This is a genomic window from Allobosea sp. TND4EK4, assembly GCF_900156025.1.
Taxonomy (GTDB): domain Bacteria; phylum Pseudomonadota; class Alphaproteobacteria; order Rhizobiales; family Beijerinckiaceae; genus Allobosea.
The window spans coordinates 54,584-79,651 of record NZ_FTMO01000001.1; the positions used below are offsets into that span (position 1 = coordinate 54,584).

Consider the following 25,068-nt stretch of genomic DNA (forward strand, 5'->3'; position numbering starts at 1 on the left):
ATAGGGGGGATCGCCATCATGATCATCGTCACCGGCGGCACGCACGGCATCGGCCGTGCCTGCGTCGAAAGGCTCGCGCCCGGAGGCGTCGTCTTTACCGGCCGCGATCGCGAGGCGGGCGAGGCGCTCGCCGCCGCCCATCCGGGCACGCATTTCGTTGCGGGAGATGTCGCCGAAGAGGCCGATTGCCGCCGCGTTGTCGAAGCCGCGCTGGACCTTGGGGCGGGTCGGCTGAGCGGCCTCGTCAACAATGCCGGCCTCGGCCGCCGCATGGAGTTCGCAACCGCGACCGCCGAGGACTGGGACATCGTGATGGGCGTGAATGCCCGCTCGACCTTCCTGTTCACACGCCATGCGCTTGCGGGCCTCAGGGCCGGGCGCGGCTCGGTGGTGAATGTCGCCTCGGTGGCCGGGCGTGCTGGCGAAGAAGGGCTCGCCGTCTATTGCGCCTCCAAGGCCGCCGTGATCGCCATGACGCAATCGCTGGCACTCGAATTCGGCGAGGAGGTCCGCTTCAATGCGATCTGCCCCGGCCAGATCGCCACACGGATGATGGCGAGGGTCATGGCCGACGAACTGCGCCTGCGCCAGCTGGAGCTGCGCATTCCGGCCGGGCGCCTCGGCACGCCCGGCGAGGTCGCCGACGTGGTCGAATGGCTGCTGTCGGAGAAGGCGAGCTACGTTAATGGCGCCGTGCTGACGGTCGATGGCGGGGAGACCGCCGGCCTGCGGACCCCGCGCCTGCCGTAAGCCACGCGCAACCAATGAGCGGCCCCGAGGCCGCGGTCGATCTTGAGCGGCCCAGGCCGCGAGCTGAGGATGAAGCCAATGACTGGTGTTTGCGACCCTCATGCCGAGCTCGGCTACATGTCTGCCGCGGCGTTGCGGCAGGCCTATGGCGACACATCCCTCTCTCCGCCGGAGGTCGTCGGCGCGATCTATGAGCGGATCGCAGCGCTGAACCCATCTCTGAACGCTTTCTCGGTCTTGGTCGAGGATCAGGCTCAGGCCGCAGCGCGCGAGTCGCAGGCGCGCATCGCGGCCGGCACCGCACGCCGGCTGGAGGGCGTACCCGTCACGATCAAGGACGCCTACGATGTCGCCGGCCTGGAAACCGCGACCTGTACGCACGCCCTGAAGGGCAAGGTCGCGACGCAGGACAACCCCGTCGTCGCCCGGCTGCGCGCCGAGGGCGCCGTGATCCTCGGCAAGACGACCATGTCGGAATTCGGCTGGTCGGGCCTGAGCCGCAACCCTGTCACCGGCGTCACGCACAACCCCTGGGGGCACGGGCTGAACGCCGGCGCCTCCTCGGCCGGGGCCGGCGTCGCGGCCGCCGCGGGCTTCGGGCCGCTTCATCTGGGATCGGACGGCGCCGGATCGATCCGCATGCCCGCGCATTTCTGCGGCATCTTCGGCTTCAAGCCGACCTATGGTCGCGTGCCGCACGTACCGGTCTCGAACAACGACCTTGCGACCTATATCGGCCCGATGACCCGCTCCGTCGCGGATGCGGCGCTCATGCTGGAGGTGATGGCAGGGCCGCATCCGCTTGACCACACCTGCTGCGAGGCTGAGCCCGCGCCTTATCTCGAAAGACTGTCAGGCTCGCTGAAGGGCAAGCGGATCGCCTTCAGCCCCGATCTCGGCCATGCGCGGGTCGACCCCGAGATCGCGACCATCGTCCGGGGAGCCGCCCAGGTCTTCGCCGGAGAGCTTGGCGCCGAGATCGTCGAGACTGCGCCGGATTGGGGACCGCTCGGCCCGGAGCTCGGGCGCTTCTTCTGGAGCGTGCTGTGGGGCCGTCGCGCGCCGCTCTTGGACGAATGGGCGGAGAAGATGGGCTCCGATCTCGTCGCCTGCATCCGCGAGGGCGCGAACTACACGGCAGCCGAGTTCATCAACGCCCGCGAGCGCAAATACGCCTATATCGCGCAGATGTCGGCCTTCCTCGAAGACTACGACTTCCTGATCACGCCGACATGCTCGGTCGCGGCTTTCCCCGTCGAGCGGGTCCAGCCGGCGCACTGGCCCGAGCACGAGTGGGACTGGCTCGCCTGGTCCGAATTTCTCTACCCCTTCAACATGTCGGGCCAGCCGGCGGCGAGCGTGCCCTGCGGCTTCACGCGCGCAGGCCTGCCCGTCGGCCTGCAAATCGTCGGCCGGCGGTTCGACGATCTCGGGGTGCTGCAGGCCTGTGCTGCTTTCGAAGGGGTAGGTGAGGCCTCCTCACGCCGGCCAGACTTCGCGATCCGCGAAAGCAGCAGCGCTTCGGCGCCGTGACGAGATCCGTCTGAAGACGGACGGAAACGGCCAACCCTCGACTGCGGGCAGCCGTTGAATGCCGAGCTCGATCATGAACAGGCCATCGATGCGACAGAGAGGCTCGGGCAGCGGCTCGACATGCATCCGCACCCGACCATGCAATGACGCAGTCGGCTTCCCGATGCTCGCCACCGCGCGCTGCGGCGATGCGAACCGCGGCGAGAGCGCGCGTGAAGCTCAGAAAGAAAAAGCGGGCGCGAAAAGCGCCCTTTGCCAAGGCCCAGGCGGCGGGCATCAATACGGCGCTCGGCACCGACGGGCCGATCGTCGACTACCCCGTCGACATGGTCGAGCAGATGAAGATCTGTACGCTGATGCAGCATGTCTGGCATATCGATCCGACGTGTATGCCGGTCGAGCGCACGATCGAGATGGCGACCATCAATGGCGCAAGGGTGCTCGGGCTTGAGCACGAGATCGGCTCGCTGGAGCCAGGCAAGCGCGCAGACATCGCGGTTTTCGACATGCACAAGCCCCGTATCGGCGTGCTGAACCGGCCGCTCTCGACCTTCATCAGCGCCGGCAAGGGCTCCGACGCGAAGGCTGTGAGCGTCAACGGTGCCGTGGCCTACCGTGATGGCGGCTTTGCGAAGGGGCCATCCTTTGACGATGTGCTGGGCGAAGCGACGCAGCGGGCCCGGCAGATCGCCCAGGCAGCCGGACATGCGCCCCGCTTCGAGCCACATTGGCGGCAAGACTCCGCCGGATCATGATGACCCCACCGGTCTTCGTGTGATCGAACCGCCACGCGCTTGTCCTAGCCCCAACGCCCGAAAGGTTGGGCGGCGATGGGCGGACGCGATGCCAATCCCGACTTCAGGCATGCGGCCGTGCCTCAGTTGCAACCTGTCTTGCCCAAGGCAGGAAACCGTCGAGGAAGCGGGTCGTCGCCGGCATGAAATTGCTACCGTGATGATAGAACGGGTCCAGCGTCGCCACGATCGCCCGGCCCGGAAAGCTCGAGCGGTCGTCGTAGAGCAGCGCCCCACCCTGATCGCGCCCCTGTGCATCGGGCGGCACATCGATCAGCGTCCGCGCTCCCGCCGGGGGCGTCAGCACCCCGTGATAGTGCCAGACCGTGTCGGTAAAGGGCACGGCAGCGAAAAGCTCGTGATCCGGCGCGACAAGGCGTTGTTCCGGAACAGCATCCCTCTCGAGCCACCACCAGAAATTCGTCGGCCGCGGCGACCAGGCGATGCCCGGCAGCCAGGTCTCGACCTGGTTCTCGCCGAGGACGACGAGCGTCAGGCCGCGCGCCAGGAAGCCCGTGAAGATATCGCTCTGCGCCCGCAACAGGTCCGGATTGATCCGATCCGGCACGAGCAACAGGCCGACATCGTCGAGGTCGGCCGGCACGAGCTCGCGCATGTAGATGACGCGGTCGAAGAGCTCGCGATAGCGCGGCCCGTGGATGGTCGCGTGATGGTAGAAAGTACCGCCATCGAGTACGGCGAGCGTCATGGCCTGGACTCCGGCGTGAAGAGCCATTCGAGGAACTGCGGCACGAGGCGTGCCGTCGAACCCGGCCCGCCGAACTGCCAGAGATCATTGCCGCCATGCAGCAGCACGCGGCCCCGGCCGACGGGATGGAGGATGTCGAGCACCCGGTCGGGCGCGCCGACGGCATTGATTGCCAGCGCACCGGGCGGCAGTTCGTGCCAGCTTCGGCCATAGAAGCCCGCCACGCCGCGCCTGAAGGTGAGATCCTCGCCCGAGACGCCCGCCCAGATCGGGTGCTCCACGAGCCGCAGGATCCGGAGATCGTCCAACCCATAATGCGGCAGCGTCCGCGCCGTCCCGATGCCCGGCAGGAAGGGATAGGCAACATGGCCGTTGGCCACGACCGTACCACCCTCCAGCAGAAACCGTTCGATCCGCTCCGCCCGGCCGGCGAGGAAGCGCTGGTCGGCGTGCATGCTGATCAGCAGCGCGCCATAGAGGTCGAGATCGATTTCGTCGAAAGCGTAGATGTCGCAGCGCTCGATGCGCCCGGCCGCCCCTGACCGGGCTGCCAGCCCCGCTCCCGATCCCTCGGGATGGCCGAAGCTGAAATAGAGCGCGGGCTTCGTCACGGCAGAGGCCTTGTGGTGAAGAGCGATTCCGCCGGCCGCGTCAGGATATCTCTGGCAATGGCCCGCCGCAGAAGCCGCGCCTCGGCGTTCTCCGCCTCGCTGCGGTCGCGCTTGAAGGTCAGGGCGAAGAAGCGAGCCGGCAAGATGTCGGGCTTGAGCGCGAGTTCGACCGTCTTGCCGTCGAGCGTGACGCGGAAGCTGTAGGAGATGTCGAAGCCGGGCACGAGGCGCGCTTCCGGCAGCGACTTGTCGACGACATAGACCCCGCGCGTCAGCGCCCGGGTGACGAACTCGAACGCGTCGCGCACGCCGGGTCCGGGATGGCCGCTGACCACGGAAAGGGCCTCCCGGCGGACCGGAGCACCGGGCGAGAGCAGCGCCAGCGCGGTAACCTGCGCCTGGAACGCCACGGCGAGCATGGCGAGCGCGCCTTGTCCGTGATAGGCGGCGAGCGCCTCGAAGCCGATCCGGATCGGCTCCTCCTCGCCCTGGATGATGATGACCGGCCAGCCGGCCCGAGAGGTATCCAAGACAATCTCCTTGCCATTGTGCCGCCGCACCGGGCTGGGTCTTTGCCACCCCGCAAGGGGGCGGCCGAGGCCCGGCCGGCAACAGCATTCAGAAGGTATGCTGAAGCTTGAGGGTGTAGTTGCGGCCAGCCTCGACCAGTGGATTGGTCAGGCTCTGGGCATAAGCCGTGTTCACGAAGGTCGAAGCATCCCGATAGGTCCGGTCGAAGATGTTCTCGACGCCGATGATCAACTTGGTGTCGCCGAGCGATGGCGAAATCAGCTTGCCGAGATGCAGCGTCGCGTAGATTTTTGGAATCGCATAGGCCGCCGTCTCGAATTCCTGTGCCGGGACGATGCGTGTCTTGCGCGCCGCCCAATCCACGACGGCCTTGACCGAGTAGGACGCATCCGGGGCCGCATATTGGACGCCGACCCGCCCGCGCCAGGGCGCGAGGAAAGGCAGCGGCTGGTTGGTCGTCTCGTTGTCGCCGCGCAGATAGGCCAGCGTGCCGAAGAGGTTGATGGTGTCGGTCGCCTGCCAGCGGCCCTCGACCTCGACGCCCCGGACTTCGGCCTTGCCGATGTTCTGGCTCTGGGTGAAGCCCGAGAGCCCGTTGAACCTGACAGCCGTGCTCTGCAGGAAGTTCTGGTAATTGCTCTTGAAGGCCGTGACCTTCAGTTCGGCAGCACCCGTGTGGAAGCGCACGCCGCCCTCGACCGTCACGCCCTTCTCGGGCTTTAGCGAGGGATTTGGAATCGTCGTGGCCGAGAACGCGTAAAGTTCCGAATTGGTCGGCTGCCGGAAGGACGTTCCGACATTCGCCAGCAGGTCGACATTGGGCAGGACCCGGAGCACGGCGCCGGCGCTGCCGGTCGGCGCGCTGCTGGTCGTCTCGTTGTTGCCGATGAAGGCCGGAAGCACCGAGGCCGGCACGAGCTCGAGGCCCGAGGTGGTGCGGAACCAGTCGTAGCGGGCGCCGGCCGACAGCGTGAGCTGCTGCACGGGCGTCCACTCGTGCAGCATGAAGACCCCGGCATTGGTCTGCGTCGTGTCCGGCCCGTTCTTCGCCCTGTTGGCGACTACCCGGCTGGTCAGGGCGGCTGTGGTCGCATTGAAATTGCTGGTGGCAGACCATCCCTTGCTGCCCGGACGGTCCTCCTTGAAGGCATCGGCGCCGACAAGCGTCTTGCCTTCTCCGAGGCCGAAGCTCCATGGGATCGTGCCGACCACTCGGCCGCCGATGACGAGTGGGCCGATGACCTGGCTGGTCGACTCCACCCGGCGCGTCGTGATCCCGCGCGCATTGATGGTGTTGTTGATCGTCTTCAGCTGGGTGTCATAGTAATTGGCGTAGATCGACGCCTCGACCTTCTTGAACAGGCCATCGAACTCTCCCGTGTAGGAGAACCGCCCCATCGTCACTTCGTTCGGGCTTTGCCGAACGTTGACATAGGGCGCGCCCGGCGCACCGCCGACACCGCCGGCGCGCCCGTCCACCTCCGTGTAGCGGCGCGCCGATAATTCGAAGCGGTGGCCGGCCACCGGCGTGTATCCGAGCTTGAAGCTGCCGCCGAGGCTGCGGTAGTCGCTGTTGGGAGCCTTGCCGAGCGGCGTCTCGTAGTCGTTGCCCCAGCGGCCATTCAGGCTTCCGAGGAAGTCGAAACCGCCGCCGGCACCCTCGATCCAGCCGTCGGTGGTCAGCGACTTCGCAGCCGAGCCGAAACCGCTCGAGACGCCACCGCCGGTCATCCGGAACGGGCCGCCCGGATCGCCGCGGGGCGTGCGGGTCACGATATTGACGAGGCCCGTCAAAGCCTCGCTGCCATAGAGCAGCGAGGCCGGACCGCGGATCACCTCGACGCGCTCGATCTCGCCAGGCGCAAAATAGTTGAGCTGCAGCGTATTGCGGCCGCGGAAGCGGTTGCCGTCCACATAGAGGGGCGAGCGGAAATTGTTCGAACTGAAGCCGCGAAGATAGATTTGACCACCGATTCCGCCAGCGCGCGCGACGGATATGCCGGGCACCGTTGCGAGAATGTCGAGAAGGCCAGTCGGCGAGGTTTGCTCGATCTCGGCCCGCTCGACCACGGTCGCGCTCTGCGTGATCTGGGTCTGGATCGTCTCAGGCCGCGGGAGCTGCCCGCCACGCGGAAGCAGGGAATCGCGGTTGCCGCCTCCGGTCACGTTGACCGTCGGGAGCTGAACCAGGGGCTCCTCTGCAGGACCGCGCGTCTGCGCGTAGCCGGTCGTCGACAGCACGAGGCCCGAAGACAGCGCGATCAGGGATGCCGACATGCGCAACGCAGCGGCGCGCTTCTCGCGGCCGAGACGGGGCACCGAACGGCGTGGCCGCCCCTGCTGGAGGGCAACGAATAACGGCACCAACATGTCGTCTGCTTTCTATAGGCGTGGATAACAATATTCGCTTATCCGAACCTACGGAATATAAGCAAGTGCATGCGAAAACATGTTATTTGTAACAGTTCTAATCTTTAATATTCTAGATCGAATCCTATTGCGAGCTTACGGAATTTGTTTCAGGAGCTCCGGATTGCGCGCAAGCGCGCACCGATGCCACCGCGAACCGGACCGGGCAAGCTTTGGAAACCGATATGATGGAATCACGCCGCGCATTCGGGGTCGGCCCTGCTCCAGCGATGGCCCCGCACCGGCACGCTTGGCGCCGGCGGGGCGCGCTCGCGCTGATATTTGCGACCCTCGCCGCCGAGCCGCTCCCTTCCGCGGCGGCCGAGATCACCGATCAGCGCGGCAAGAGCTTCGTTTTCGACAAGCCGGCCGAGCGCGCGGTCTTCCTCCCGATGCCGGCCGCCTCGACCTATGTCGCGATCAACCGTAGCGAGCGCGGGATCGCGGGCATGAACGCCGCCTCCGCCGCCGCGATGCGCGACGGCATCCTGGGCCGGCTTTTCCCCGGCTATGCGAAAATCGCGACCGACATCACGCTCGGGGCCGGCACCGCCGCGAATGTCGAGACCATCCTCGCACTCAAGCCCGACGCCGTATTCCAGTGGGCGACGGCCGGCGACGACGCGCTGACCACGCTGGAACGCACCGGGCTCAAGGTGCTCGGGATGCGCTATGGCTCGCAGGAGGACATGGCGGGCTACATCGCGATGATGGGACAGGCGGCGGGCCAGGAGCAGCGCGCCAGCGAACTGGTTTCGCGACAGGCCGCGCAATTGTCCACGATGAAGGCCGCCCTTGCGGACATCCCGGAGAGCCAGCGTCCGCGTGTGCTTTATCTCGGCCGCGCCTCCAACGCCTATCGTGCGGCCGGCCCCAAGACATTCAATGACTTCTCCATCCGCCTGGCTGGCGGAGCCAATGTCGCCGCCGAGACGCCCCCCTCCGCCACGGTCACCATCGAGCAGATCCTCGCCTGGAATCCCCAGGTCGTCCTCCTCGGCAATTTCGACACGGTGATGCCGGCCGATCTCTACGCCGATCCGCGCTGGCAAGGCGTCGAGGCCGTCCGGTCGCGGCGAATCTACCGCATGCCGCTGGGAGGCTATCGCTGGGACCCTCCGAGCCAGGAATCGGCCCTGACCTGGATCTGGCTCGCGGGGCTCCTTCATCCCGACCGCGCCCCTGGCGACCTGCGATCGCGTATGCGCAGCTGGTACGATTTCCTTTACGGCCACGGGCTCAGCGACGAAGAGATCGACGGCATCCTCTTCGCCAGAGAAAATCGCAGCTCGACCGGTTACGATCGGTTCCTGGCGCGATGAACCAGCGTAGCGATATTGTCGAGCGCGCGACCGTCGGCGCCGGGCGGCTCGGCTGGGCCGCGCTGGTGGCCGTTCTCTTCGCCGGGCTGATCGCGACTCTGCTCTGGTCGATCGCCTCCGGCCGTTATCCGGTGCCGCTCGGCCATGTGCTCGCGATCCTGTCGGCACGGCTTGCAGAGGTCACGCCGGTCTGGTCGCCGACAGAGCTGGTCGTCGTCGAAATCGTGCGGCTGCCGCGCGTGCTGATGGCCGCCGTGGCCGGCGCGGGACTGTCGCTCAGCGGCGCGGTGTTGCAAGGGCTGTTTCGCAACCCGCTCGTCGGCCCGCAGACCATCGGCGCGTCCTCCGGCGCGGCACTCGGCGGCGTCACCGCGATCCTGTTCTTCGGCTTCGGCGTCGGCGTACAGGCGGGCGCTTTCCTCGGAGCGGCGCTGGCGCTTGCGACCGTCCTGGCCATTCACCGCAGTGACGGCCTCTCACCTATCCTGACCCTTGTGCTGGCGGGCGTCGTGGTCAGCGCCTTCTGCGGGGCACTGGTCGGGCTCGTCACCTATGTCGCCGATCCCGAGACCAAGCTGCCCGGCATCGTCTTCTGGCTGCTCGGCAGCTTTGCCGCCGCGACCTGGCCGAAACTCGGGCTGATCTGTGCCTGCACCGCGCTTTCTGGGGCGGTCATGCTGGGCATGCGCTGGCGCATCAACGCGCTCTCGCTCGGCGACGAGGATGCGCGCACGCTCGGCATCGATCCCGTGCGCGACCGGCTGATCCTGCTGACAGCGACCTGCCTAGCGATCTCGGCGCAGGTGGCGGTCAGCGGGACGATCGGCTGGGTTGGCCTGGTCATTCCCAATCTGGCGCGGATGATCGTCGGCTCCGATCACCGCCGGCTCCTGCCGGTCGCGACGCTGATGGGGGCGACCTTCCTGGTCGCAGCCGACACGCTGGCGCGCGACCTGACACCGGCGGAGATTCCGGTCGGCATCGTCACCGCGATCGTCGGCACTCCTGTCTTCGCCTATTTACTGCGCCGGAACGCTGCGGGTAAGGCACGATGATCGCGCTTCACGACACCGGCCACTGGTTCCAGCCGTCGCGATGGCTGTTCCGTGACCTCTCGCTCACGCCCACGCCCGGCGAGATCACCGCCATCCTGGGCCCCAACGGCACCGGAAAGACGACGCTTCTGCGCATTCTGTGCGGCACGCTGGCCCCGCGGGCCGGCAGCCGTGCCGGAGCAGAGGCCATCGGTTACGTCCCTCAAGCCCTCAACGCCGACCAGGGCTACAGCGCGCTCGAAATGGTGCTGCTGGGTCGCAGCCGCTTCCTCGGCCGCTTCCAGTCTCCAGGGCGCAAGGACCTCGCCCGGGCACGGGAATGCCTCGCCGAGGTCGGCCTGTCCGCCATCGCCGAGGCGCGTTACGATCGGCTAAGCGGCGGGCAGCGGCAGCTCGTGCTTCTGGCGCGGGCTCTCGCCAGCGATGCGCGTATCCTGGTGTTGGACGAGCCGGCCTCGGCGCTCGACCTTGCCAACCAGGGCATCGTGCTGCGCCTGCTGCATCGGCTGTCCCGGGACAACCACCTCGCCATCCTGTTCACGACGCATCATCCCGAGCATGCACTCGGCATCGCCGACAAGGCATTGCTGATGTTTCGGGACGGCACTCATATCCAGGGGCCTGTCGAGGCGGTTGCCGATGAGGCCAATCTCGCGCGCATGTATGGCGTGCCGGTGCGGCGCATCGCCATCGACACGGAGGGTCAAGCCGGTTTCGCGATCGTGCCGCTGCACCAGCTCAAGCAGGCAATTGCCAGCTGAGCGTTGAGTCCCGGCATTTGGCCCACAGCGCCACGTCCATTCGCTGGAAAGATCGCACCGTCAAAATCCGGGATCAAACAACACTCGCGGCAAGACCGACCCGTCGCTAGCCGTCGCGAACTCGGCAGCCGCACCTGATCAGGCGATCTGGCTCGAGGGCGAAATCGTTCGTCTCATGTCATGGGGAATGCGATCGTCCAGTCGAAGGTGCTGCAGCACACCTGCACGCCTGCTCAGATAGCAACAGCGTCCACTGTCCCGGAGGGTCGCCGACGCGGAAGGCGCGCCCGCGCCACGAACGAACAGGGCCTGCAATTCCGACGTGCCTGCCACCGTCTCCGAATTACCGAAAGCAGCGAGGACACAAGGCTATGATTTTATTGAATTAAATGGCGCGGGCGACGGGGCTCGAACCCGCGACCTCCGGCGTGACAGGCCGGCACTCTAACCAACTGAGCTACGCCCGCGCAGGGCAGCTGAGGCGTTCGCCGTCAGCGGTGTGGTGAGTATTGCCCAAGGCCGGAGCTGTCAAGCCGACCATGCCGGCAAAATCAAAATGGCGGAGAATTATTCCCGGCTTCGCTTGTCCGGCGGCCGGCGGCGCCGGCCCTGCGGCTCATTCGGGAGCGGTCAGGCAGGGGTCCAGCATGATGTGGCGGGCGTTCTGGCGGGTGTAGCCGCCGCGAAGCACGACATGGTCGCCGAGCTTCAGCTCCTTGCCGCTATAGGTCACGCACAGCACGCGCACGCCGGGGTCGGAGCACACGGCGACATACCAGACCGTCCCGTCTGTCTGGAGCAGCGTCACCGGGCCGGCAATCGCCAGGTCGACGCGCGAATCGCGCGGAACCGAATCGGGAAGCTGCGCCGCTATCGTCTCGCAGCTCGCGGGCTGGCCCGTTTCCTCGGCGCGCGAGAAGGCCGGGCGGCCCTCGAAGAAGGAATCGGGCAGCACCGTCTGGGCGGACGCCTGCGTGGCGGCAGCCAGAGCACCGGCGACCGCCAGCCGAAGCCGGAGCGAGAAACGACGAGAGACCGATTTCATCCGCCCATGAAGCGATGCGGAAGATGGCGAAATTCCGCCCCCTCGCTCGCATCCCGCGAAGCCCGCCCACTCACTCCGCTTGCGATAGCGCACCCGAAGCCTTAAACGCGGCGCGAAGGGCGGTTAGCTCAGTCGGTAGAGCGCCTCGTTTACACCGAGGATGTCGGCGGTTCGAGCCCGTCACCGCCCACCATCTCTCCAGATCGCAACGTTGACAGCCGGCTTTCGCAGCAGCGTTGCGGGCATGAAAAAGCCGGCGCTTTCGCGCCGGCTCCCTCTGATTGTCGCTGATGGCCCCGTCAGTGGGCGACGAGGCCCGCAGCGTCGTCCTCGGTAGCCTTGGGCGGGATCGCCTTGAGATCCTCCTCCCAGACGATCGGGACCGGCTGGCGGGTCAAGGCGTGCTGCAGCACCTGCTCCATCCGCGAGACCGGCACGATCTCCAGACCGTCGCGGACGGACTTCGGCAGATCAACCAGGTCCTTGGCGTTCTCCTCCGGGATCAGCACCTTCTTGATGCCGCCCCGCAGCGCCGCCAGGAGCTTCTCCTTCAGGCCGCCGATCGGCAGCACCCTGCCCCGCAGCGTGACCTCGCCGGTCATGGCGACGTCCCGGTTGGTCGGGATGCCGGTCATGATCGAGACGATCGCCGTGGCCATCCCGATACCTGCCGAGGGGCCGTCCTTCGGGGTCGCCCCTTCCGGCACGTGGACGTGGATGTCGCGCCGGTCGAACAGCGGCGGCTCGATGCCGAAATCGACGGCCCGCGAGCGGACATAGGACGCCGCCGCAGAGATCGATTCCTTCATCACGTCCTTGAGGTTGCCGGTGACGGTCATGCGGCCCTTGCCGGGCACCATGACGCCCTCGATCGTCAGCAACTCGCCGCCGACCTCGGTCCAGGCCAGACCGGTGACGACACCGACCTGATCCTCCGTCTCCGCCATGCCGTAGCGATAGCGCGGCGGGCCGAGATATTCTTCCAGCAAGGCCTCGTCAACGACAACCTTCTGCTTCTTGCCCAGCACGATCTCCTTCACGCCCTTGCGGACCGTGTTGGAGATTTCGCGCTCGAGGTTACGCACTCCCGCCTCGCGGGTGTAGCGCCGCACCAGCATCTGGAGCGCACCGTCGGTGATCGACCATTCCTCGGGGCCGAGCCCGTGCTTCTTGATCGCATTCGCGATCAGGTGCTTGCGGGAGATCTCGACCTTCTCCTCCTCCGTGTAGCCGGCGATGCGGATCACCTCCATGCGGTCCAGAAGGGCCGGCGGGATGTTCAGCGTATTCGCCGTCGTCACGAACATCACGTTCGACAGGTCGTAATCGACCTCGAGGTAATGGTCGTTGAAGGTACCGTTCTGCTCGGGATCGAGAACCTCCAGCAGGGCCGCCGAGGGGTCGCCGCGGAAGTCCTGGCCCATCTTGTCGATCTCGTCGAGCAGGATGAGCGGGTTGGCGGTCTTGGCCTTCTTCATCGACTGGATGATCTTGCCGGGCATCGAGCCGATATAGGTGCGGCGGTGACCGCGGATCTCGGCCTCGTCACGCACGCCGCCGAGCGACATGCGCACGAACTCGCGGCCGGTCGCCTTGGCGATCGACTTGCCGAGCGAGGTCTTGCCGACGCCGGGAGGGCCGACCAGGCACAGGATCGGGCCGGCGAGCTTGTTGGCCCGCTGCTGCACCGCGAGATATTCGACGATGCGGTCCTTGACCTTGTCCAGGCCGAAGTGATCGTCGTCCAGGATGGCCTGGGCGCCGACGAGGTCCTTCTTGATCTTCGAGCGCTTGCCCCACGGGATGCCGAGCATCCAGTCGAGATAGTTCCGCACGACGGTCGCCTCGGCCGACATCGGCGACATCTGGCGCAGCTTCTTCAGCTCCGCCACCGCCTTGTCGCGGGCTTCCTTGGTGAGCTTGGTGCGGGCGATCTTGTCTTCCAGCTCGGCCAGCTCGTCGCGGCCTTCCTCGCCGTCGCCCAGCTCCTTCTGGATCGCCTTCATCTGCTCGTTGAGATAGTACTCGCGCTGGGTCTTCTCCATCTGGCGCTTGACGCGCGAGCGGATGCGCTTCTCGACCTGCAGCACCGACATCTCGCTTTCCATCAGCGAGAGCACCTTCTCCAGGCGCTGCGGCACGCTGGTGATCTCCAGCACGGCCTGACGGTCGGCGATCTTCACGGCCAGATGCGAGGCGACAGTGTCGGCGAGCTTGGTCGGCTCGTCGATCTGCGTCACGGCTGCGACGATCTCGCCGGAGATCTTCTTGTTGAGCTTCACATAGCTCTCGAACTCGGCGACGACCGAGCGGGCCAGAGCCTCGACCTCGACCTTCTTGCCCTCTTCCTCGGCCAGGCTCGTGGCCTCGGCCTCATAGAAGGACTCGCTCACCGCATAGGACGAGGCCTTGGCGCGGCCGACACCCTCGACCAGCACCTTGACGGTCGAGTCGGGGAGCTTGAGCAGCTGCAGCACGCGGGCGAGCGTGCCGATCTCGTAGATCTCGTTGGGCTGCGGGTCATCGTCGCCGGCGTTCTTCTGGGTGGCCAACAGGATGAACCCGTCCGTCTTCACCACCTCCTCGAGCGCGCGGATGGACTTCTCGCGGCCGACGAAGAGCGGGACGATCATATGGGGGAATACGACGATATCGCGCAGTGGCAGGACCGGGTACGTGCCGGTCTCGCCAGAGACGAAGGGAGCGCGTGGCGTCGAGCCAGTCATGGCAGTTCCTTTGCAGTTGCGTCCGGCGGACCCCCGAGATGGGCGGAGCGATCGGACGTTGCGGCCGGAGCGACCATCGCTCCTCCGCCCTTGCGCACCGCACCCTCGATAGGCATGCGACTCTCGCAAGTGCACCTAAGGTGGCGATTTCCTCGCCGGCTTTCAAGCAAGGCTGCCGGCTCATGCACCGCTGCCTTGCACCCGGATCAAGGCGGGCTTTGGCTGCCCTGCCCGACCCTCTTCAAACGCAAAACGCGCGCCGAAGCGCGCGTTTCACCTGACGATACGACCAAGCTCACGCCGAGGCCGACTTCGTCTCGTCCTCGCGCTCCGCATAGATGAAGAGCGGGCGAGCCTTGTGCTCGACGGCCTCCGGCCCGATGACGACCTGCTCGACGCCTTCCAGCCCCGGCAGCTCGTACATGGTCTCGAGCAGGATGCCCTCCATGATCGAGCGCAGGCCGCGCGCGCCGGTCTTCCGCTCGATCGCCTTGCGGGCGATCAGGCTGACGGCCTCGTCGGTGAAGGTCAGCTGGGTGTCCTCCATCTCGAACAGGCGCTGATACTGCTTGACCAGCGCATTCTTGGGCTCGGTCAGGATGGTCTTCAGCGCCGGCTCGTCGAGGTCCTCCAGCGTCGCCAGCACGGGCAAACGGCCGACGAATTCCGGGATCAGGCCGAACTTCAGCAGGTCCTCGGGCTCGACCTCGCGGAAGATCGCGCCGGTGCGGCGCTCGTCCGGTGCCTGCACCGAAGCGCCGAAGCCGATCGAGGTGCCCTTGCCACGGCTCGAGATGATCTTGTCCAGCCCGGCGAAGGCGCCGCCGCAGATGAACAGGATGTTCGTGGTGTCGACCTGCAGGAACTCCTGCTGGGGATGCTTGCGCCCGCCCTGCGGCGGCACGGAGGCCACGGTGCCTTCCATGATCTTCAGCAGCGCCTGCTGGACGCCCTCGCCCGAGACGTCGCGGGTGATCGAGGGGTTGTCCGACTTGCGGCTGATCTTGTCGATCTCGTCGATATAGACGATGCCGCGCTGCGCCCGCTCGACATTGTAGTCGGAGGCCTGGAGCAGCTTGAGGATGATGTTCTCGACGTCCTCGCCGACATAGCCGGCCTCGGTCAGCGTCGTCGCGTCGGCCATGGTGAAAGGCACGTCGAGGATGCGGGCGAGCGTCTGCGCGAGCAGCGTCTTGCCCGAGCCCGTCGGCCCGATCAGCAGGATGTTCGACTTCGCCAGCTCGACATCGTTGTGCTTCGTCGCGTGGCTGAGGCGCTTGTAGTGGTTGTGCACCGCCACCGAAAGCACCTTCTTGGCGTGCTCCTGGCCGATGACGTAGTCGTCGAGAACCTTGCGGATCTCCTTGGGGGTCGGCACGCCGTCCTTCGACTTCACCAGCGCGGACTTCGATTCCTCGCGGATGATGTCCATGCACAGCTCGACGCATTCATCGCAGATGAACACCGTCGGCCCCGCGATGAGCTTGCGGACCTCATGTTGGCTCTTGCCGCAGAAAGAGCAGTACAGCGTGCTCTTCGAGTCGCCGCCGGGCTTGCTGGCCATTGTCCATCTCCAGTTCGGGAGACCGGGCCGCACCGGCCATGGCCGCTGAGCTCGTCGTCTCGCCGTCATAAATAAGCGCTCAGATCACGATAATTGGGTTAACGACCCGTTCCGCTACACTGGATACGCCGGGCCGATCCAAACCGGATCATTCTGGAGCGCTACGTCCGCTCACCCCGACCCCATGCAAACACGGGGCCGGCCCTCATTCAATATGGTCTTCGCCAGCGACCTCGCCAACCCACAGAAGCGAGACCACGGGTCGCAGGCTCAAACCGGCCGTGCCGGGCTCAGACCGCCGGCTCCTCGGCGCGCTTCTCGATGACCTTGTCGATCAGCCCGAAATCGCGGGCCTGCTCGGCGGTCATGAAGTTGTCGCGCTCGAGGGCGGTCTCGACCTCGGCATAGCTGCGGCCGGTGTGGTGCACATAGATCTCGTTCAGCCGGCGCTTGAGGCTCTCGACCTCCTTGGCGTGGATCAGGATGTCGGTGACCTGGCCCTGATAGCCGCCGGAAGGCTGGTGAACCATGATGCGGGCGTTCGGCAGGGCGAAGCGCATGCCCTTGGCACCGGCGGTCAGCAACAGCGAGCCCATCGAGGCGGCCTGGCCGACGCACAGCGTCGTGACCGGGCAGCGGATGAACTGCATCGTGTCGTAGATCGACAGGCCCGACGTCACCACGCCGCCCGGCGAGTTGATGTAGAAGGAGATTTCCTTCTTGGGGTTCTCGGCTTCCAGAAACAGCAACTGCGCCACGATCAGCGAGGCGGACTGATCCTCGACGGGGCCGGTCAGGAAGATGATGCGCTCGCGCAGCAGGCGCGAATAGATGTCGAAGGCGCGCTCGCCGCGGCTCGACTGCTCGACCACCATCGGCACGAGATTGTTGTAGGTCTCGATCGGGTCGCGAAGCATGGATCAGTCCTCGGATGGTGCCTCGCTCGGCGGAGGCTCAAGTCGAATCGGCGGTGTTCGGAAGGCACACCACATAAGCACGACGAACGTGGCTGAAAAGGGAAGCGCCGCCGGTCGCGAGGGCCGGCGGCGCAAATGCTGATATTAAGGTTGCCGGAAGGTCCGGACCGACCGTTGCCCGCAAGCCTCAGGCGGAGGCGTCGTCGGCCTTCTCTTCGGCCTTGGCATCGGCCTTCTTGGCCTTCTTGGCCGGCGCCTTCTTCGGCTTGGCCTCGGCGCTCTCGTCGCCGTCCTCGTCCGCGTAGAGCGCCTCGCGGGACACGCTCTGGTCCTCGACCTTCACCTGGCCGAGCAGATGGTCGACGACCTTCTCCTCGAAGATGGGAGCGCGGATCTCGGCGAGGGCCTGCGGGTTCTTGCGGTAGAACTCCCAGACCTGCTTCTCCTGGCCGGGGAACTGGCGGGCGCGCTCGATCAGGGCCTGGGTGACCTCGTCATCCGAGATCTGGACCTTGGCCTGCTCGCCGATCTCGGCCAGCACGAGGCCCAGGCGCACGCGGCGCTCGGCGATCTTGCGGTAGTCGGCGCGGGCGGCGTCCTCGGTGGTATCCTCGTCCGCGAAGGTCTTGTTGGCCTGCTTCATATCGGCCTCGACCTGGCTCCAGACGCTGTTGAACTCCTGGTCGACCAGCGTCGGCGGCAGCTCGAAGGAGTACTTGGCGTCGAGCGCGTCCAGCAGGCCCTTCTTGAGCTTGCGGCGCGACTGGGCGGAGAAGTCCCGGCCGATCTGCTCGCGGACGGCATCCTTGAGCTTGTCGAGCGATTCCATGCCGAAGCCCTTGGCGAGCTCGTCGTCGATCTTGATGGCTTCCGGCGCCTGGACGTCGGTCACGGTGACCTCGAACTCGGCCGGCTTGCCGGCGAGGTTCTCGGCCGCATAGTTCTCGGGGAAGGTGACCTTGACCGTGCGCGTCTCGCCGGTCTTGGCGCCCTCGAGCTGCTCCTCGAAGCCGGGGATGAACTGGCCGGCGCCGAGATCCAGCGGGACGCCCTCGCCCGTGCCGCCGTCGAACTTCTCGCCGTCGAGCGTGCCGACGAAGGAGATGATCAGGCGGTCACCGGTCTCGGCCTTGGCCTTCTCGCCCTTGGTGGCGTAGCTGCGATTGCCGGCGGCCATGCGCTCCAGCGCGGCGTCGACATCGGCGTCCGGCACCTCGGCGACGGGCTTCACCAGCGAGACGTCCGAGATGTCAGCGAGCTCGATCTTCGGCAGAACCTCGAGCGCGACGGTGAAGGCGAGGTCGCCCTTGGCCTCCATCGCGGCCTCGATCTCGTCCTTGTTCTCGGGGAAGCGGATCTGGGGCTCGAAGGCGAGCTTCAGGTTGTTGTCGGCGACGATCTTCTGGTTCGCCTCGTTGACGGCGTTCTGCAGCACGTCGGACATGACCGAGCGGCCATAGAGCCGGCGCAGATGCGCGACCGGCACCTTGCCCGGACGGAAGCCGTTGATCTTGGCCTTGCCCTGGAGGTCCTGAAGGCTGCCATCGAGCCTGGTCTTCAGGTCGGCGGCGTTCAGCACCACCTGGAATTCGCGCTTGAGGCCCTGGGACAGGGTTTCGGTCACGTTCATTTTTGTACCGCCAACAGCTCGTTTTCAGTCTCAATGTCCAAAGCGCGACGCCGGTCTACGACCACCGCCGCGCTCGCGAAAATTCCCACATCCGACCGTCATGCCGCGCCCTCCCAGGCACATCAGACAGTCCGGCCGGTGGTGCGGGCGGAGGGACTCGAACCCCCACGACTTTCGCCGCTGGTACCTAAAACCAGTGCGTCTACCAATTCCGCCACGCCCGCCGGCCTCGATAGCTCTTGCGCGCGAACAAACGCAGCGCGGCCATCGTCAAGCCGCGGTGCTATACGCATTTCGCCCGGCGCTTGCAGCAAAAAAATGACGGTTCTGCAAAACGCCGCTGCGCGGCATCCGTGGCCGGCGGGTCTCGCCAGGGCCGGCGTGCCGCATTATGCCGGGACGCATGAGCAGCCTTTCTCCACCGCCTGCCCGCCTGCGCCGCCGCGATCTGATCGCGCGGATCGGAAGCGCGGCACTTCTCGGCGCCCTGCCCGCCCGAGCCCAGCAGCCCTCGCAGGCCAATGTGGCGGGCGAGCCGGCGCCGCGGGCGCTGACGGCGCAGCCGGCCAAGCTCAGGCTGCGCCCGTCCCCTGCCGCCGAGACCGAGATCTGGGCCTTCGACGGCACCGCTCCGGGGCCAGCCTTGCGAATCAAGCAGGGCGAGACGCTGCGGCTGAAGCTGGAGAACCGGACGGCCGCGCCGCTTTCGCTCCATTGGCAAGGGCTGCGCGGGGAAGCGGCGCAGGACGGCGTCGGCGGGTTCAGCCAGCCGCCGGTCGCCCCCGGCGAGAGCGCGGACATCCGGATCACGCCGCCGGATGCGGGCACGATCCTGTATCGTCCGCTGGTGCTCGGCGGCTCGTCCGAGCCGGCGGGACGCGGCTTGAGCGGACTGCTTGTGGTGGAGGAGCGCGAGCCGCCCGCCGTCGATCTCGACCTTCCTCTGGTGGTGAGCGACTGGCTGCTCGGCGACGACCAGGCCATCCAGCCCTTCGCCCTGCAGAGCTCCGCCTCCGCAGCCGCCGGGCGGCTCGGGAGCTGGCTGACGGTCAACGGCAAGCCTCCGCCCTATCCGGTGAAGCTGGCGCCGGGCGCGCGCGTCCGGCTTCGTCTCGCCAATGCCTGCAACGCCCGGATCATGCGGCTGCGCTTCGACGGCACCAAGGCCTCGGTCATCGCGGTCGACAGCCAGCCGACGGAGCCTTTCGAGCCCGTCCATGCGCAGCTGCCCTTCGCGCCCGGTACGCGCTACGACGTGATCCTCGACCTGCCGCAGGAGGCCGGCGCCTCCGTCGGCATCACGGCGCTTGTCGGACCGGGGCTGCCGCTGCTGCGGATCGTCACCGATGGCGCCACCAAGCCGGCACGGAGCCAACCGGTGGCGCTGAAGCTCAACCCCGCGCTTCCGGCGGCGGTGCGGATGCAGGATGCGCTGCGCCCGGAGTTCCTGATCGAGGGTGGCGGCAAGCCGACGCCGGACCGCACGCTCGACTTTTCCGGCATCGAGCTCGCCAAGCCCTGGCGCGTCAATGGCGGCACCGGGTCGAAGGAGGGCAAGCCGCTGTTCAGCGTCAAGCGCGGCACGCCCATCGTGATGGCGATCGACAACCGCACCGCCTTCATCCAGCCGGTGCATGTCCACGGCCACGCCTTCCGGCTGCTGCACCCGCTCGACGATGGCTGGGAGGCCTATTTCCTCGACACGGTGCAGATCCCCGAGGGGAAGAAGCTCCACATTGCCTTCATCGCCGACAATCCGGGCCGCTGGCTGGTCTCGTCGACCGTGCTGGAGCGGTTCGACCTGGGACTGTGGGGCTGGTTCGAGGTGACGTGAGCGCCCGCCCGATCCTGCGCTGGCTGCTCGTCGTCTTCTACGGCGCGGCCGGAATGCTGCATCTCATCGCGCCGCACGGATTCCTGCCGATCGTTCCCGGCTGGGTTCCGTTTCCCCAGGAGACCGTGATCGCGACCGGACTTGCCGAGCTTGCGGGAGCGATCGGCCTCGTCTTGCCCCGCTGGCGCAAGGCCGCCGGTACCGGGCTTGCGCTCTACGCGCTGTGCGTCCTCCCGGCGAACGTCAAGCATGCGCTCGACGGAATCGCCGTGACAGGACTGCCGTCGAGCTGGTGGTATCACGGGCCGAGACTGGCGTTTCAGCCGGTGCTGGTCTGGTGGGCCCTGTTCTGCTCGGGCGCGATCAGCTGGCCGCTGCGACGGAGCGTCTAGCGGTCGAGCTCCAGGCGATCGACCACGTCCTGCACGATCGCGTCCTTGCTGTCCTCGACCGAGACGACGAGTGGGTTCTCATCGGATGCGGGCTCCTCCAGCGTGGCGAACTGGCTGTCGAGCAGCGCCGGCGGCATGAAATGGTGCTGGCGGGACGCCATGCGCCGGCCGATCAGCTCGCGCGAGCCCTTCAGATAGACCAGCGCCACATCCGGCCGACCGCCTACGATCACGTCGCGATAAGCCCGCTTCAGCGCCGAGCAGGTGACGATGCCGTGCTCTCCACGTGCCCTGAGATCGTCGATCCAGGCGGCGATGGCGGCGAGCCAGGGCTTGCGGTCCTCGTCTGTGAGCGGAGTGCCGCCCGCCATCTTGGCGACGTTCTCCGGCGGATGGAACGAATCGGCGTCGCGGAACGGCCAGCCGAGACGCGCCGCGAGCCGCTCGCCCAGCGAGGTCTTCCCGGAACTGGCGACGCCCATGACGACGACCACGGCGGGCCTGGCCCGCCCGCTCTTCTGCGTGCTCACCGGTCAGGCCTTGGGGCGTGGGCTGGTGGAGACAGAAGTGGCATCGGTCGCCACCGCGACCGGGCCGGCCGACGGAACCCCCGGCTTCGGTTCGACATGGCCCCCGAAGCCGGCGCGCATCGCCGACAGCACCTTCTCGCCAAAGGTGTGATCGACGCGCGAGCGGAAGCGGGCGAACAACGCCGAGGTCAGCACCTCCGCCGGCGTCGCGGTCTCGACCGCGGCATCGACCGTCCAGCGCCCCTCGCCGGAATCCGAGACATTGCCGGTGTAGGCCGCCAGCTCCTCGTCGGCGGCGAGCGCCTCGGCCGTCAGGTCGAGCAGCCAGGAGGTGACGACCGAGCCGCGGCGCCAGACCTCGGCGATCTCGGTCACGTCGAAATCGAAGCCGTAATCCGGCGGCAGGCCTTCCTTGGCGGAGGCGTTGCGCAGCAGGTCGAAGCCCTCGGCGAAGGCCTGCATCATGCCGTATTCGATGCCGTTATGGACCATCTTGACGAAATGGCCGGAGCCGACCGGCCCGCAATGCAGATAGCCTTCCTCGCTCGTCGGATTGCGGCCCTCGCGGTGCCTTGTCGGCTCGATCTCGCCCTTGCCGGGCGCCAGCACCTTGAAGATCGGCTCCAGCCGGTCGAAGGCTTCGCTGGCCCCGCCGATCATCAGGCAATAACCGCGCTCCAGCCCGTGGACGCCGCCGGAAGTTCCGACATCCATGTAGTGGATGCCCTTCGCCGCCAGCTCCCGCCCGCGGCGGACATCGTCCTTCCAGAAGGCGTTGCCGCCGTCGATCAGCGTGTCGCCGGGGCCGACGAGGCCGGCGAGCTCGGCCAGCGTGCCCTCGGTGATCTTGCCGGCCGGCAGCATCAACCAGATCGCACGCGGCGCCTGAAGCTTCGCCACCATGTCCTTGAGATCGCTCGCGAGAACGGCGCCGTCGGCCGCGAGCGCCTGACCCGGCTTGGGGTCGCGGTCATAGACCACGCAGTCATGGCCGGCGCGCATCAGGCGGCGCACGATATTGCCGCCCATCCGGCCGAGGCCGATCACTCCGAGTTGCATCAGGCATCTCCCGCTGGCGCCGACAAACGGCGCCGGCGGTCTTGATGCTCGGTTCTGCCCCGCCCTCGCGCCGGCCGCAAGCGCCGGATCACGGGAACAGCAGGATCGGCGCCTCGACCGTCGTCACGGGCATGCAGTCCAGCTTGCGCATCGTCGAGCCGGCCGGCACGGCGCCCTCGGCGGTCCAGCGCGCGAGCGCGTCCTCGGCGTTCCGCCCATCGGAAAAAGCGAGCGCCAGCACCTCGCGGGCGGACGCCTCATCGATCGCGGCGAAGACGATCCGCGCCGAGTCGAGCAGCGCGAGCGCCGCGACCCGCTCGCGCACCTCCCGCCGCCGCGACGAATCGGCGGCGGCGTATTCGAGAAGGAGGATCGCCGCCATCGCGCTCAGCCGTTGCGGAAGGTGTAGCTGTAGCCGTTGATCGCCGGGACGCCGCCGAGATGGGCGTAGAGCACCTTCGACCCCGCCGGGAAGAAGCCCTTGCGGACGAGATCGATCATGCCCTGCATCGACTTCCCCTCATAGACCGGGTCCGTCATCATGCCTTCGAGCCGCGCCGACATGCGGATGGCCTCGATCGTCTCCTTCGAGGGCACGCCATAGACGGGATAGGCGTAGTCCTCGTTCAGGACGATATCCTCGGCCGTGATGTCCTTGCCGCCGACGAGGGCGGAGGTCTTCTGCGCGATGTCGAGCACCTGCGCCCTGGTCTGGGCCGGCGTGAAGGAGGCGTCGATGCCGATGACCTGGCGCTGGCGGCCGTCCTTGGCGAAACCGACGACCATGCCGGCATGGGTCGAGCCGGTGACGGTGCAGACCACGATGTAGTCGAAGGTGAAGCCGAGCTCGGCCTCCTGCGCCCTCACCTCCTCTGCGAAGCCGACATAGCCGAGGCCGCCGAACTTGTGGACCGAGGCGCCGGCCGGAATCGCGTAAGGCTTGCCGCCCTTGGCCTTCACATCCGCCAGCGCGTTCTCCCAGCTTTCGCGGATGCCGATGTCGAAGCCCTCGTCGACCAGCTCGACATGCGCGCCCATCACGCGCGACATCAGGATGTTGCCGACGCGGTCATAGACGGCATCGTCATGCGGCACCCAGCTTTCCTGCACGAGCCGGCACTTCATGCCGATCTTGGCGGCGGTCGCCGCGACCATACGGGTGTGGTTCGACTGCACGCCGCCGATCGAGACCAGCGTGTCGGCCCCCGAGGCGATCGCGTCCGGCACGATGTATTCGAGCTTGCGCAGCTTGTTGCCGCCGAAGGCGAGGCCGGAATTGCAGTCCTCACGCTTGGCGTAGAGTTCGACGCCGCCGCCGAGATGGGCCGAAAGGCGGGACAGCTTTTCGATCGGGCTCGGCCCGAAGGTCAGGGGGTAGCGCTCGAATTTTTCCAGCATGGGTCTTGCTTGCTCCGTTAAGCCTCGGAGAAATCTAGCAAATTCGACATGGAACGTCCTTCCGTAATAAGGGCCTAAAGCGTCGATTTCAGCGCTTGATTACGGCCATGATGGCGCTGATCATGCGTCATGAGCGCCTTCATCGAGAGATCCTTTCATGGCCGAGGGACTGGACCGCACCGACGTCAGGATTCTGCGCCTGCTGCAGGCGGACGGGCGTATGGGCAATGCCGAGATCGCCAAGCGCGTGAACACCAGCGCCGCGACCTGCCACCGCCGCATCCAGCGGCTGTTCGCGGAGGGTTACGTCACCGGGGTGCGGGCGCAGGTCGCTCCGCAGAAGGTCGAGAGAGGCACGCTCGCCATCGTCGGCGTCGTGCTCGACCGCTCGACGCCGGAGAGCTTCGGCACCTTCGAGGCGGCGGTGAAGACGCTGCCCGTGGTCCTCGACTGCCATGTGGTCGCGGGCGATTTCGACTACTTCCTGAAAATCCGCGTGCGCGACCTCGCCGACTTCAACAAGCTGCACGCCGAGACCCTGCTCGCTTTGCCCGGCGTCAGGCAGACGCGGACCTTCTTCGTGATGAAGGAGGTCGTCGACAACGCGCCGCTGGCGTTCTGACGGGGCCAGCCATGGCGAGCCGCGTGGGGACTTGACTTAGAGTGCGCTCGAACCCGTAGCCTCCGAAGCGTCGTGATGAAAAGAGGGCGCCATGAAGATCGGCGAACTGGCCAGGCGTTCGGGACTCTCGGTCCACACGATCCGCTACTACGAGCGGATCGGGCTGTTGCCCTATGCTGACAGAGACCGGTCGCACCAGCGGGACTACGACGCTGCTATCCTCGTCTGGATCGAGTTCCTCGGCCGGCTCAAGACCACGGGCATGCCGATCCGCGAGATGCTGCTCTACGCGGCCTTGCGGGAAAAGGGACCCGTCACGGGCGCCGAGCGTCGTAGTCTCCTGGAAAAGCACCGCGAGCACGTGCGCGCCCGCATTGCCGAACTCGGCGCCTGTCTTCTCGTCCTCGACACCAAGATCGCCGGCTATGCCGATGCAGAGAAGAGGACGCTGGACTATGACGCAGAACACTTCCGAGGCAACGACAAGCCGCCTCGAGCGCGGCAGGCGCGCGCTCGCTGAGATCGATGGCGAGGCGGGGAACAAGGTGATCGCGGCGCTTGCCGACATCGCGCCGGATTTCGCCGAATACGTGTTCGAATTCCCGTTTGGGGACATCTATTCGCGGCCTGGCCTCGATCTGCGCGCCCGCGAGATCGCGACGATCGCTGCGCTGGCGGCGATGGGCAACGCGGCGCCGCAACTCAAGGTGCATATCGATGCTGGTCTGAATGTCGGACTCTCCCGCGAGGAGATCACCGAGATTCTGATGCAGATGGCGGTCTATGCCGGCTTTCCGGCCGCGCTGAACGGACTGTTCGCAGCGAAGGAGGTCTTCGCCAGCCGCCCCCCCGCGTCCTGAGGAAGCCCGCGCTTCG

At 66.8% G+C, this 25,068-nt stretch carries 24 protein-coding genes and 3 tRNA genes; 12 read left to right on the forward strand and 15 right to left on the reverse strand.

The genetic code is table 11. The annotated features are described in order from the left end of the window. Nucleotides 1-18 precede the first annotated feature (18 nt). From BW981_RS00225 to BW981_RS00235, 3 genes are all read left to right on the forward strand, one after another. The gene (locus tag BW981_RS00225) at nt 19-750 is read left to right on the forward strand and encodes an SDR family NAD(P)-dependent oxidoreductase (RefSeq protein WP_076435169.1); all 732 of its coding nucleotides are present in this window, start codon (nt 19-21) and stop codon (nt 748-750) included. 78 nt (nt 751-828) lie between these two features. Then, the gene (locus BW981_RS00230) at nt 829-2,283 is read left to right on the forward strand and encodes an amidase (RefSeq protein ID WP_076435171.1); all 1,455 of its coding nucleotides are present in this window, start codon (nt 829-831) and stop codon (nt 2,281-2,283) included. A 212-nt stretch (nt 2,284-2,495) separates the two neighbouring features. Further along, nucleotides 2,496-3,038: an amidohydrolase family protein gene (locus tag BW981_RS00235; protein ID WP_076435173.1), complete on the forward strand. Its 543-nt coding sequence runs from the start codon at nt 2,496-2,498 to the stop codon at nt 3,036-3,038. A 103-nt stretch (nt 3,039-3,141) separates the two neighbouring features. On the opposite strand, the gene BW981_RS00240 is transcribed toward BW981_RS00235, so the two are convergent. The 4 genes from BW981_RS00240 to BW981_RS00255 all read right to left on the reverse strand — a co-directional run bounded on the left by BW981_RS00240 (nt 3,142) and on the right by BW981_RS00255 (nt 7,292). Then, the gene (locus BW981_RS00240) at nt 3,142-3,786 is read right to left on the reverse strand and encodes a hypothetical protein (protein WP_076435175.1); all 645 of its coding nucleotides are present in this window, start codon (nt 3,784-3,786) and stop codon (nt 3,142-3,144) included. After that, the gene (locus BW981_RS00245; protein ID WP_076435177.1) at nt 3,783-4,397 is read right to left on the reverse strand and encodes a hypothetical protein; all 615 of its coding nucleotides are present in this window, start codon (nt 4,395-4,397) and stop codon (nt 3,783-3,785) included. Before BW981_RS00245 ends, BW981_RS00240 begins: the two co-directional genes overlap by 4 nt. After that, complete coding sequence (locus tag BW981_RS00250; RefSeq protein WP_076436650.1) at nt 4,394-4,927, reverse strand: hypothetical protein; 534 nt, start codon at nt 4,925-4,927, stop codon at nt 4,394-4,396. Before BW981_RS00250 ends, BW981_RS00245 begins: the two co-directional genes overlap by 4 nt. Nucleotides 4,928-5,015: 88 nt before the next feature. Continuing rightward, entirely contained in the window at nt 5,016-7,292 is a 2,277-nt protein-coding gene (locus tag BW981_RS00255) for a TonB-dependent receptor (protein ID WP_244560173.1), read from the reverse strand. 230 nt (nt 7,293-7,522) lie between these two features. Here BW981_RS00255 and BW981_RS00260 point away from each other — a divergent pair, with 230 nt between their 5' ends. Genes BW981_RS00260 through BW981_RS00270 form a run of 3 tightly spaced genes read left to right on the forward strand, consistent with a single transcriptional unit; the run spans nt 7,523 to nt 10,475 of the window. Next, nucleotides 7,523-8,659, forward strand: a complete 1,137-nt coding sequence (locus BW981_RS00260) for an ABC transporter substrate-binding protein (RefSeq protein ID WP_139333560.1) — start codon at nt 7,523-7,525, stop codon at nt 8,657-8,659. After that, nucleotides 8,656-9,714 (forward strand): FecCD family ABC transporter permease, encoded by a 1,059-nt coding sequence (locus tag BW981_RS00265; protein ID WP_083712070.1) that lies wholly within the window; start codon nt 8,656-8,658, stop codon nt 9,712-9,714. Before BW981_RS00260 ends, BW981_RS00265 begins: the two co-directional genes overlap by 4 nt. Next, entirely contained in the window at nt 9,711-10,475 is a 765-nt protein-coding gene (locus BW981_RS00270; RefSeq protein WP_076435181.1) for an ABC transporter ATP-binding protein, read from the forward strand. The genes BW981_RS00265 and BW981_RS00270 overlap by 4 nt, the downstream gene beginning before the upstream one ends. A gap of 390 nt (nt 10,476-10,865) precedes the next feature. Here BW981_RS00270 and BW981_RS00275 read toward each other — a convergent pair. After that, a tRNA-Asp gene (locus BW981_RS00275) sits at nt 10,866-10,942 on the reverse strand. A gap of 149 nt (nt 10,943-11,091) precedes the next feature. Further along, complete coding sequence (locus BW981_RS00280) at nt 11,092-11,520, reverse strand: hypothetical protein (RefSeq protein WP_076435183.1); 429 nt, start codon at nt 11,518-11,520, stop codon at nt 11,092-11,094. Between the two features lie 117 nt (nt 11,521-11,637). Here BW981_RS00280 and BW981_RS00285 point away from each other — a divergent pair. Continuing rightward, a tRNA-Val gene (locus BW981_RS00285) sits at nt 11,638-11,713 on the forward strand. A 106-nt stretch (nt 11,714-11,819) separates the two neighbouring features. Here BW981_RS00285 and lon read toward each other — a convergent pair. The 5 genes from lon to BW981_RS00310 form a co-directional block, all read right to left on the reverse strand. Beyond that, nucleotides 11,820-14,246 (reverse strand): endopeptidase La, encoded by a 2,427-nt coding sequence (gene lon, locus BW981_RS00290; RefSeq protein WP_076435185.1) that lies wholly within the window; start codon nt 14,244-14,246, stop codon nt 11,820-11,822. A gap of 295 nt (nt 14,247-14,541) precedes the next feature. Next, entirely contained in the window at nt 14,542-15,810 is a 1,269-nt protein-coding gene (gene clpX, locus BW981_RS00295) for an ATP-dependent Clp protease ATP-binding subunit ClpX (protein WP_076435187.1), read from the reverse strand. Nucleotides 15,811-16,100: 290 nt separating this feature from the next. Further along, nucleotides 16,101-16,727, reverse strand: coding sequence for an ATP-dependent Clp protease proteolytic subunit (locus BW981_RS00300; RefSeq protein WP_076435189.1), 627 nt, complete (start codon nt 16,725-16,727; stop codon nt 16,101-16,103). 187 nt (nt 16,728-16,914) lie between these two features. After that, on the reverse strand, nt 16,915-18,357 hold the full coding sequence (gene tig / locus BW981_RS00305; protein WP_076435192.1) for a trigger factor: 1,443 nt from the start codon (nt 18,355-18,357) through the stop codon (nt 16,915-16,917). A gap of 139 nt (nt 18,358-18,496) precedes the next feature. After that, nucleotides 18,497-18,581, reverse strand: a tRNA-Leu gene (locus BW981_RS00310). 179 nt (nt 18,582-18,760) lie between these two features. Between BW981_RS00310 and BW981_RS00315 the strand changes: the two genes are divergently transcribed. Together BW981_RS00315 and BW981_RS23220 are read left to right on the forward strand one after the other, a co-directional pair. Beyond that, a complete protein-coding gene (locus BW981_RS00315) occupies nt 18,761-20,191 on the forward strand; it encodes a multicopper oxidase family protein (protein ID WP_076435194.1) in 1,431 nt (476 codons plus the stop codon). Continuing rightward, nucleotides 20,188-20,583, forward strand: coding sequence for a DoxX family protein (locus BW981_RS23220; RefSeq protein WP_076435196.1), 396 nt, complete (start codon nt 20,188-20,190; stop codon nt 20,581-20,583). The genes BW981_RS00315 and BW981_RS23220 overlap by 4 nt, the downstream gene beginning before the upstream one ends. Here the strand turns inward: BW981_RS23220 and BW981_RS00325 are convergent. From BW981_RS00325 to BW981_RS00340, 4 genes are all read right to left on the reverse strand, one after another. Beyond that, nucleotides 20,580-21,113 carry a gluconokinase gene (locus BW981_RS00325; RefSeq protein WP_244560174.1) on the reverse strand — a complete coding sequence of 178 codons (534 nt, stop codon included), beginning with the start codon at nt 21,111-21,113 and terminating at the stop codon, nt 20,580-20,582. The two genes, BW981_RS23220 and BW981_RS00325, sit on opposite strands and share 4 nt — an antisense overlap. Nucleotides 21,114-21,116: 3 nt before the next feature. Further along, complete coding sequence (gene gnd, locus BW981_RS00330; protein ID WP_076435199.1) at nt 21,117-22,172, reverse strand: phosphogluconate dehydrogenase (NAD(+)-dependent, decarboxylating); 1,056 nt, start codon at nt 22,170-22,172, stop codon at nt 21,117-21,119. Between the two features lie 88 nt (nt 22,173-22,260). Further along, nucleotides 22,261-22,554, reverse strand: coding sequence for a hypothetical protein (locus BW981_RS00335; RefSeq protein WP_076435202.1), 294 nt, complete (start codon nt 22,552-22,554; stop codon nt 22,261-22,263). Between the two features lie 5 nt (nt 22,555-22,559). Beyond that, nucleotides 22,560-23,570: a 1-aminocyclopropane-1-carboxylate deaminase gene (locus BW981_RS00340; protein WP_076435205.1), complete on the reverse strand. Its 1,011-nt coding sequence runs from the start codon at nt 23,568-23,570 to the stop codon at nt 22,560-22,562. Nucleotides 23,571-23,727: 157 nt separating this feature from the next. Here BW981_RS00340 and BW981_RS00345 point away from each other — a divergent pair, with 157 nt between their 5' ends. From BW981_RS00345 to BW981_RS00355, 3 genes are all read left to right on the forward strand, one after another. Continuing rightward, the gene (locus tag BW981_RS00345) at nt 23,728-24,192 is read left to right on the forward strand and encodes an Lrp/AsnC family transcriptional regulator (protein WP_076435208.1); all 465 of its coding nucleotides are present in this window, start codon (nt 23,728-23,730) and stop codon (nt 24,190-24,192) included. A gap of 91 nt (nt 24,193-24,283) precedes the next feature. Then, entirely contained in the window at nt 24,284-24,712 is a 429-nt protein-coding gene (locus tag BW981_RS00350) for a MerR family transcriptional regulator (RefSeq protein WP_076435211.1), read from the forward strand. Then, nucleotides 24,648-25,052 carry a carboxymuconolactone decarboxylase family protein gene (locus tag BW981_RS00355; protein ID WP_076435214.1) on the forward strand — a complete coding sequence of 135 codons (405 nt, stop codon included), beginning with the start codon at nt 24,648-24,650 and terminating at the stop codon, nt 25,050-25,052. The genes BW981_RS00350 and BW981_RS00355 overlap by 65 nt, the downstream gene beginning before the upstream one ends. Nucleotides 25,053-25,068 lie beyond the last annotated feature (16 nt).

Excerpts from the sequence above, each read along its gene's own strand:
- BW981_RS00225 (WP_076435169.1), top strand. The coding sequence starts at position 19 with ATGATCATCGTCACCGGCGGCACGCACGGCATCGGCCGTGCCTGCGTC.
- BW981_RS00230 (WP_076435171.1), top strand. The coding sequence starts at position 829 with ATGACTGGTGTTTGCGACCCTCATGCCGAGCTCGGCTACATGTCTGCC.
- BW981_RS00240 (WP_076435175.1), bottom strand. The coding sequence starts at position 3,786 with ATGACGCTCGCCGTACTCGATGGCGGTACTTTCTACCATCACGCGACC.
- BW981_RS00260 (WP_139333560.1), top strand. The coding sequence starts at position 7,523 with ATGATGGAATCACGCCGCGCATTCGGGGTCGGCCCTGCTCCAGCGATG.
- BW981_RS00265 (WP_083712070.1), top strand. The coding sequence starts at position 8,656 with ATGAACCAGCGTAGCGATATTGTCGAGCGCGCGACCGTCGGCGCCGGG.
- BW981_RS00270 (WP_076435181.1), top strand. The coding sequence starts at position 9,711 with ATGATCGCGCTTCACGACACCGGCCACTGGTTCCAGCCGTCGCGATGG.
- BW981_RS00280 (WP_076435183.1), bottom strand. The coding sequence starts at position 11,520 with ATGAAATCGGTCTCTCGTCGTTTCTCGCTCCGGCTTCGGCTGGCGGTC.
- lon (WP_076435185.1), bottom strand. The coding sequence starts at position 14,246 with ATGACTGGCTCGACGCCACGCGCTCCCTTCGTCTCTGGCGAGACCGGC.
- clpX (WP_076435187.1), bottom strand. The coding sequence starts at position 15,810 with ATGGCCAGCAAGCCCGGCGGCGACTCGAAGAGCACGCTGTACTGCTCT.
- BW981_RS00300 (WP_076435189.1), bottom strand. The coding sequence starts at position 16,727 with ATGCTTCGCGACCCGATCGAGACCTACAACAATCTCGTGCCGATGGTG.
- tig (WP_076435192.1), bottom strand. The coding sequence starts at position 18,357 with ATGAACGTGACCGAAACCCTGTCCCAGGGCCTCAAGCGCGAATTCCAG.
- BW981_RS00315 (WP_076435194.1), top strand. The coding sequence starts at position 18,761 with ATGAGCAGCCTTTCTCCACCGCCTGCCCGCCTGCGCCGCCGCGATCTG.
- gnd (WP_076435199.1), bottom strand. The coding sequence starts at position 22,172 with ATGCAACTCGGAGTGATCGGCCTCGGCCGGATGGGCGGCAATATCGTG.
- BW981_RS00335 (WP_076435202.1), bottom strand. The coding sequence starts at position 22,554 with ATGGCGGCGATCCTCCTTCTCGAATACGCCGCCGCCGATTCGTCGCGG.
- BW981_RS00340 (WP_076435205.1), bottom strand. The coding sequence starts at position 23,570 with ATGCTGGAAAAATTCGAGCGCTACCCCCTGACCTTCGGGCCGAGCCCG.
- BW981_RS00345 (WP_076435208.1), top strand. The coding sequence starts at position 23,728 with ATGGCCGAGGGACTGGACCGCACCGACGTCAGGATTCTGCGCCTGCTG.
- BW981_RS00350 (WP_076435211.1), top strand. The coding sequence starts at position 24,284 with ATGAAGATCGGCGAACTGGCCAGGCGTTCGGGACTCTCGGTCCACACG.
- BW981_RS00355 (WP_076435214.1), top strand. The coding sequence starts at position 24,648 with ATGACGCAGAACACTTCCGAGGCAACGACAAGCCGCCTCGAGCGCGGC.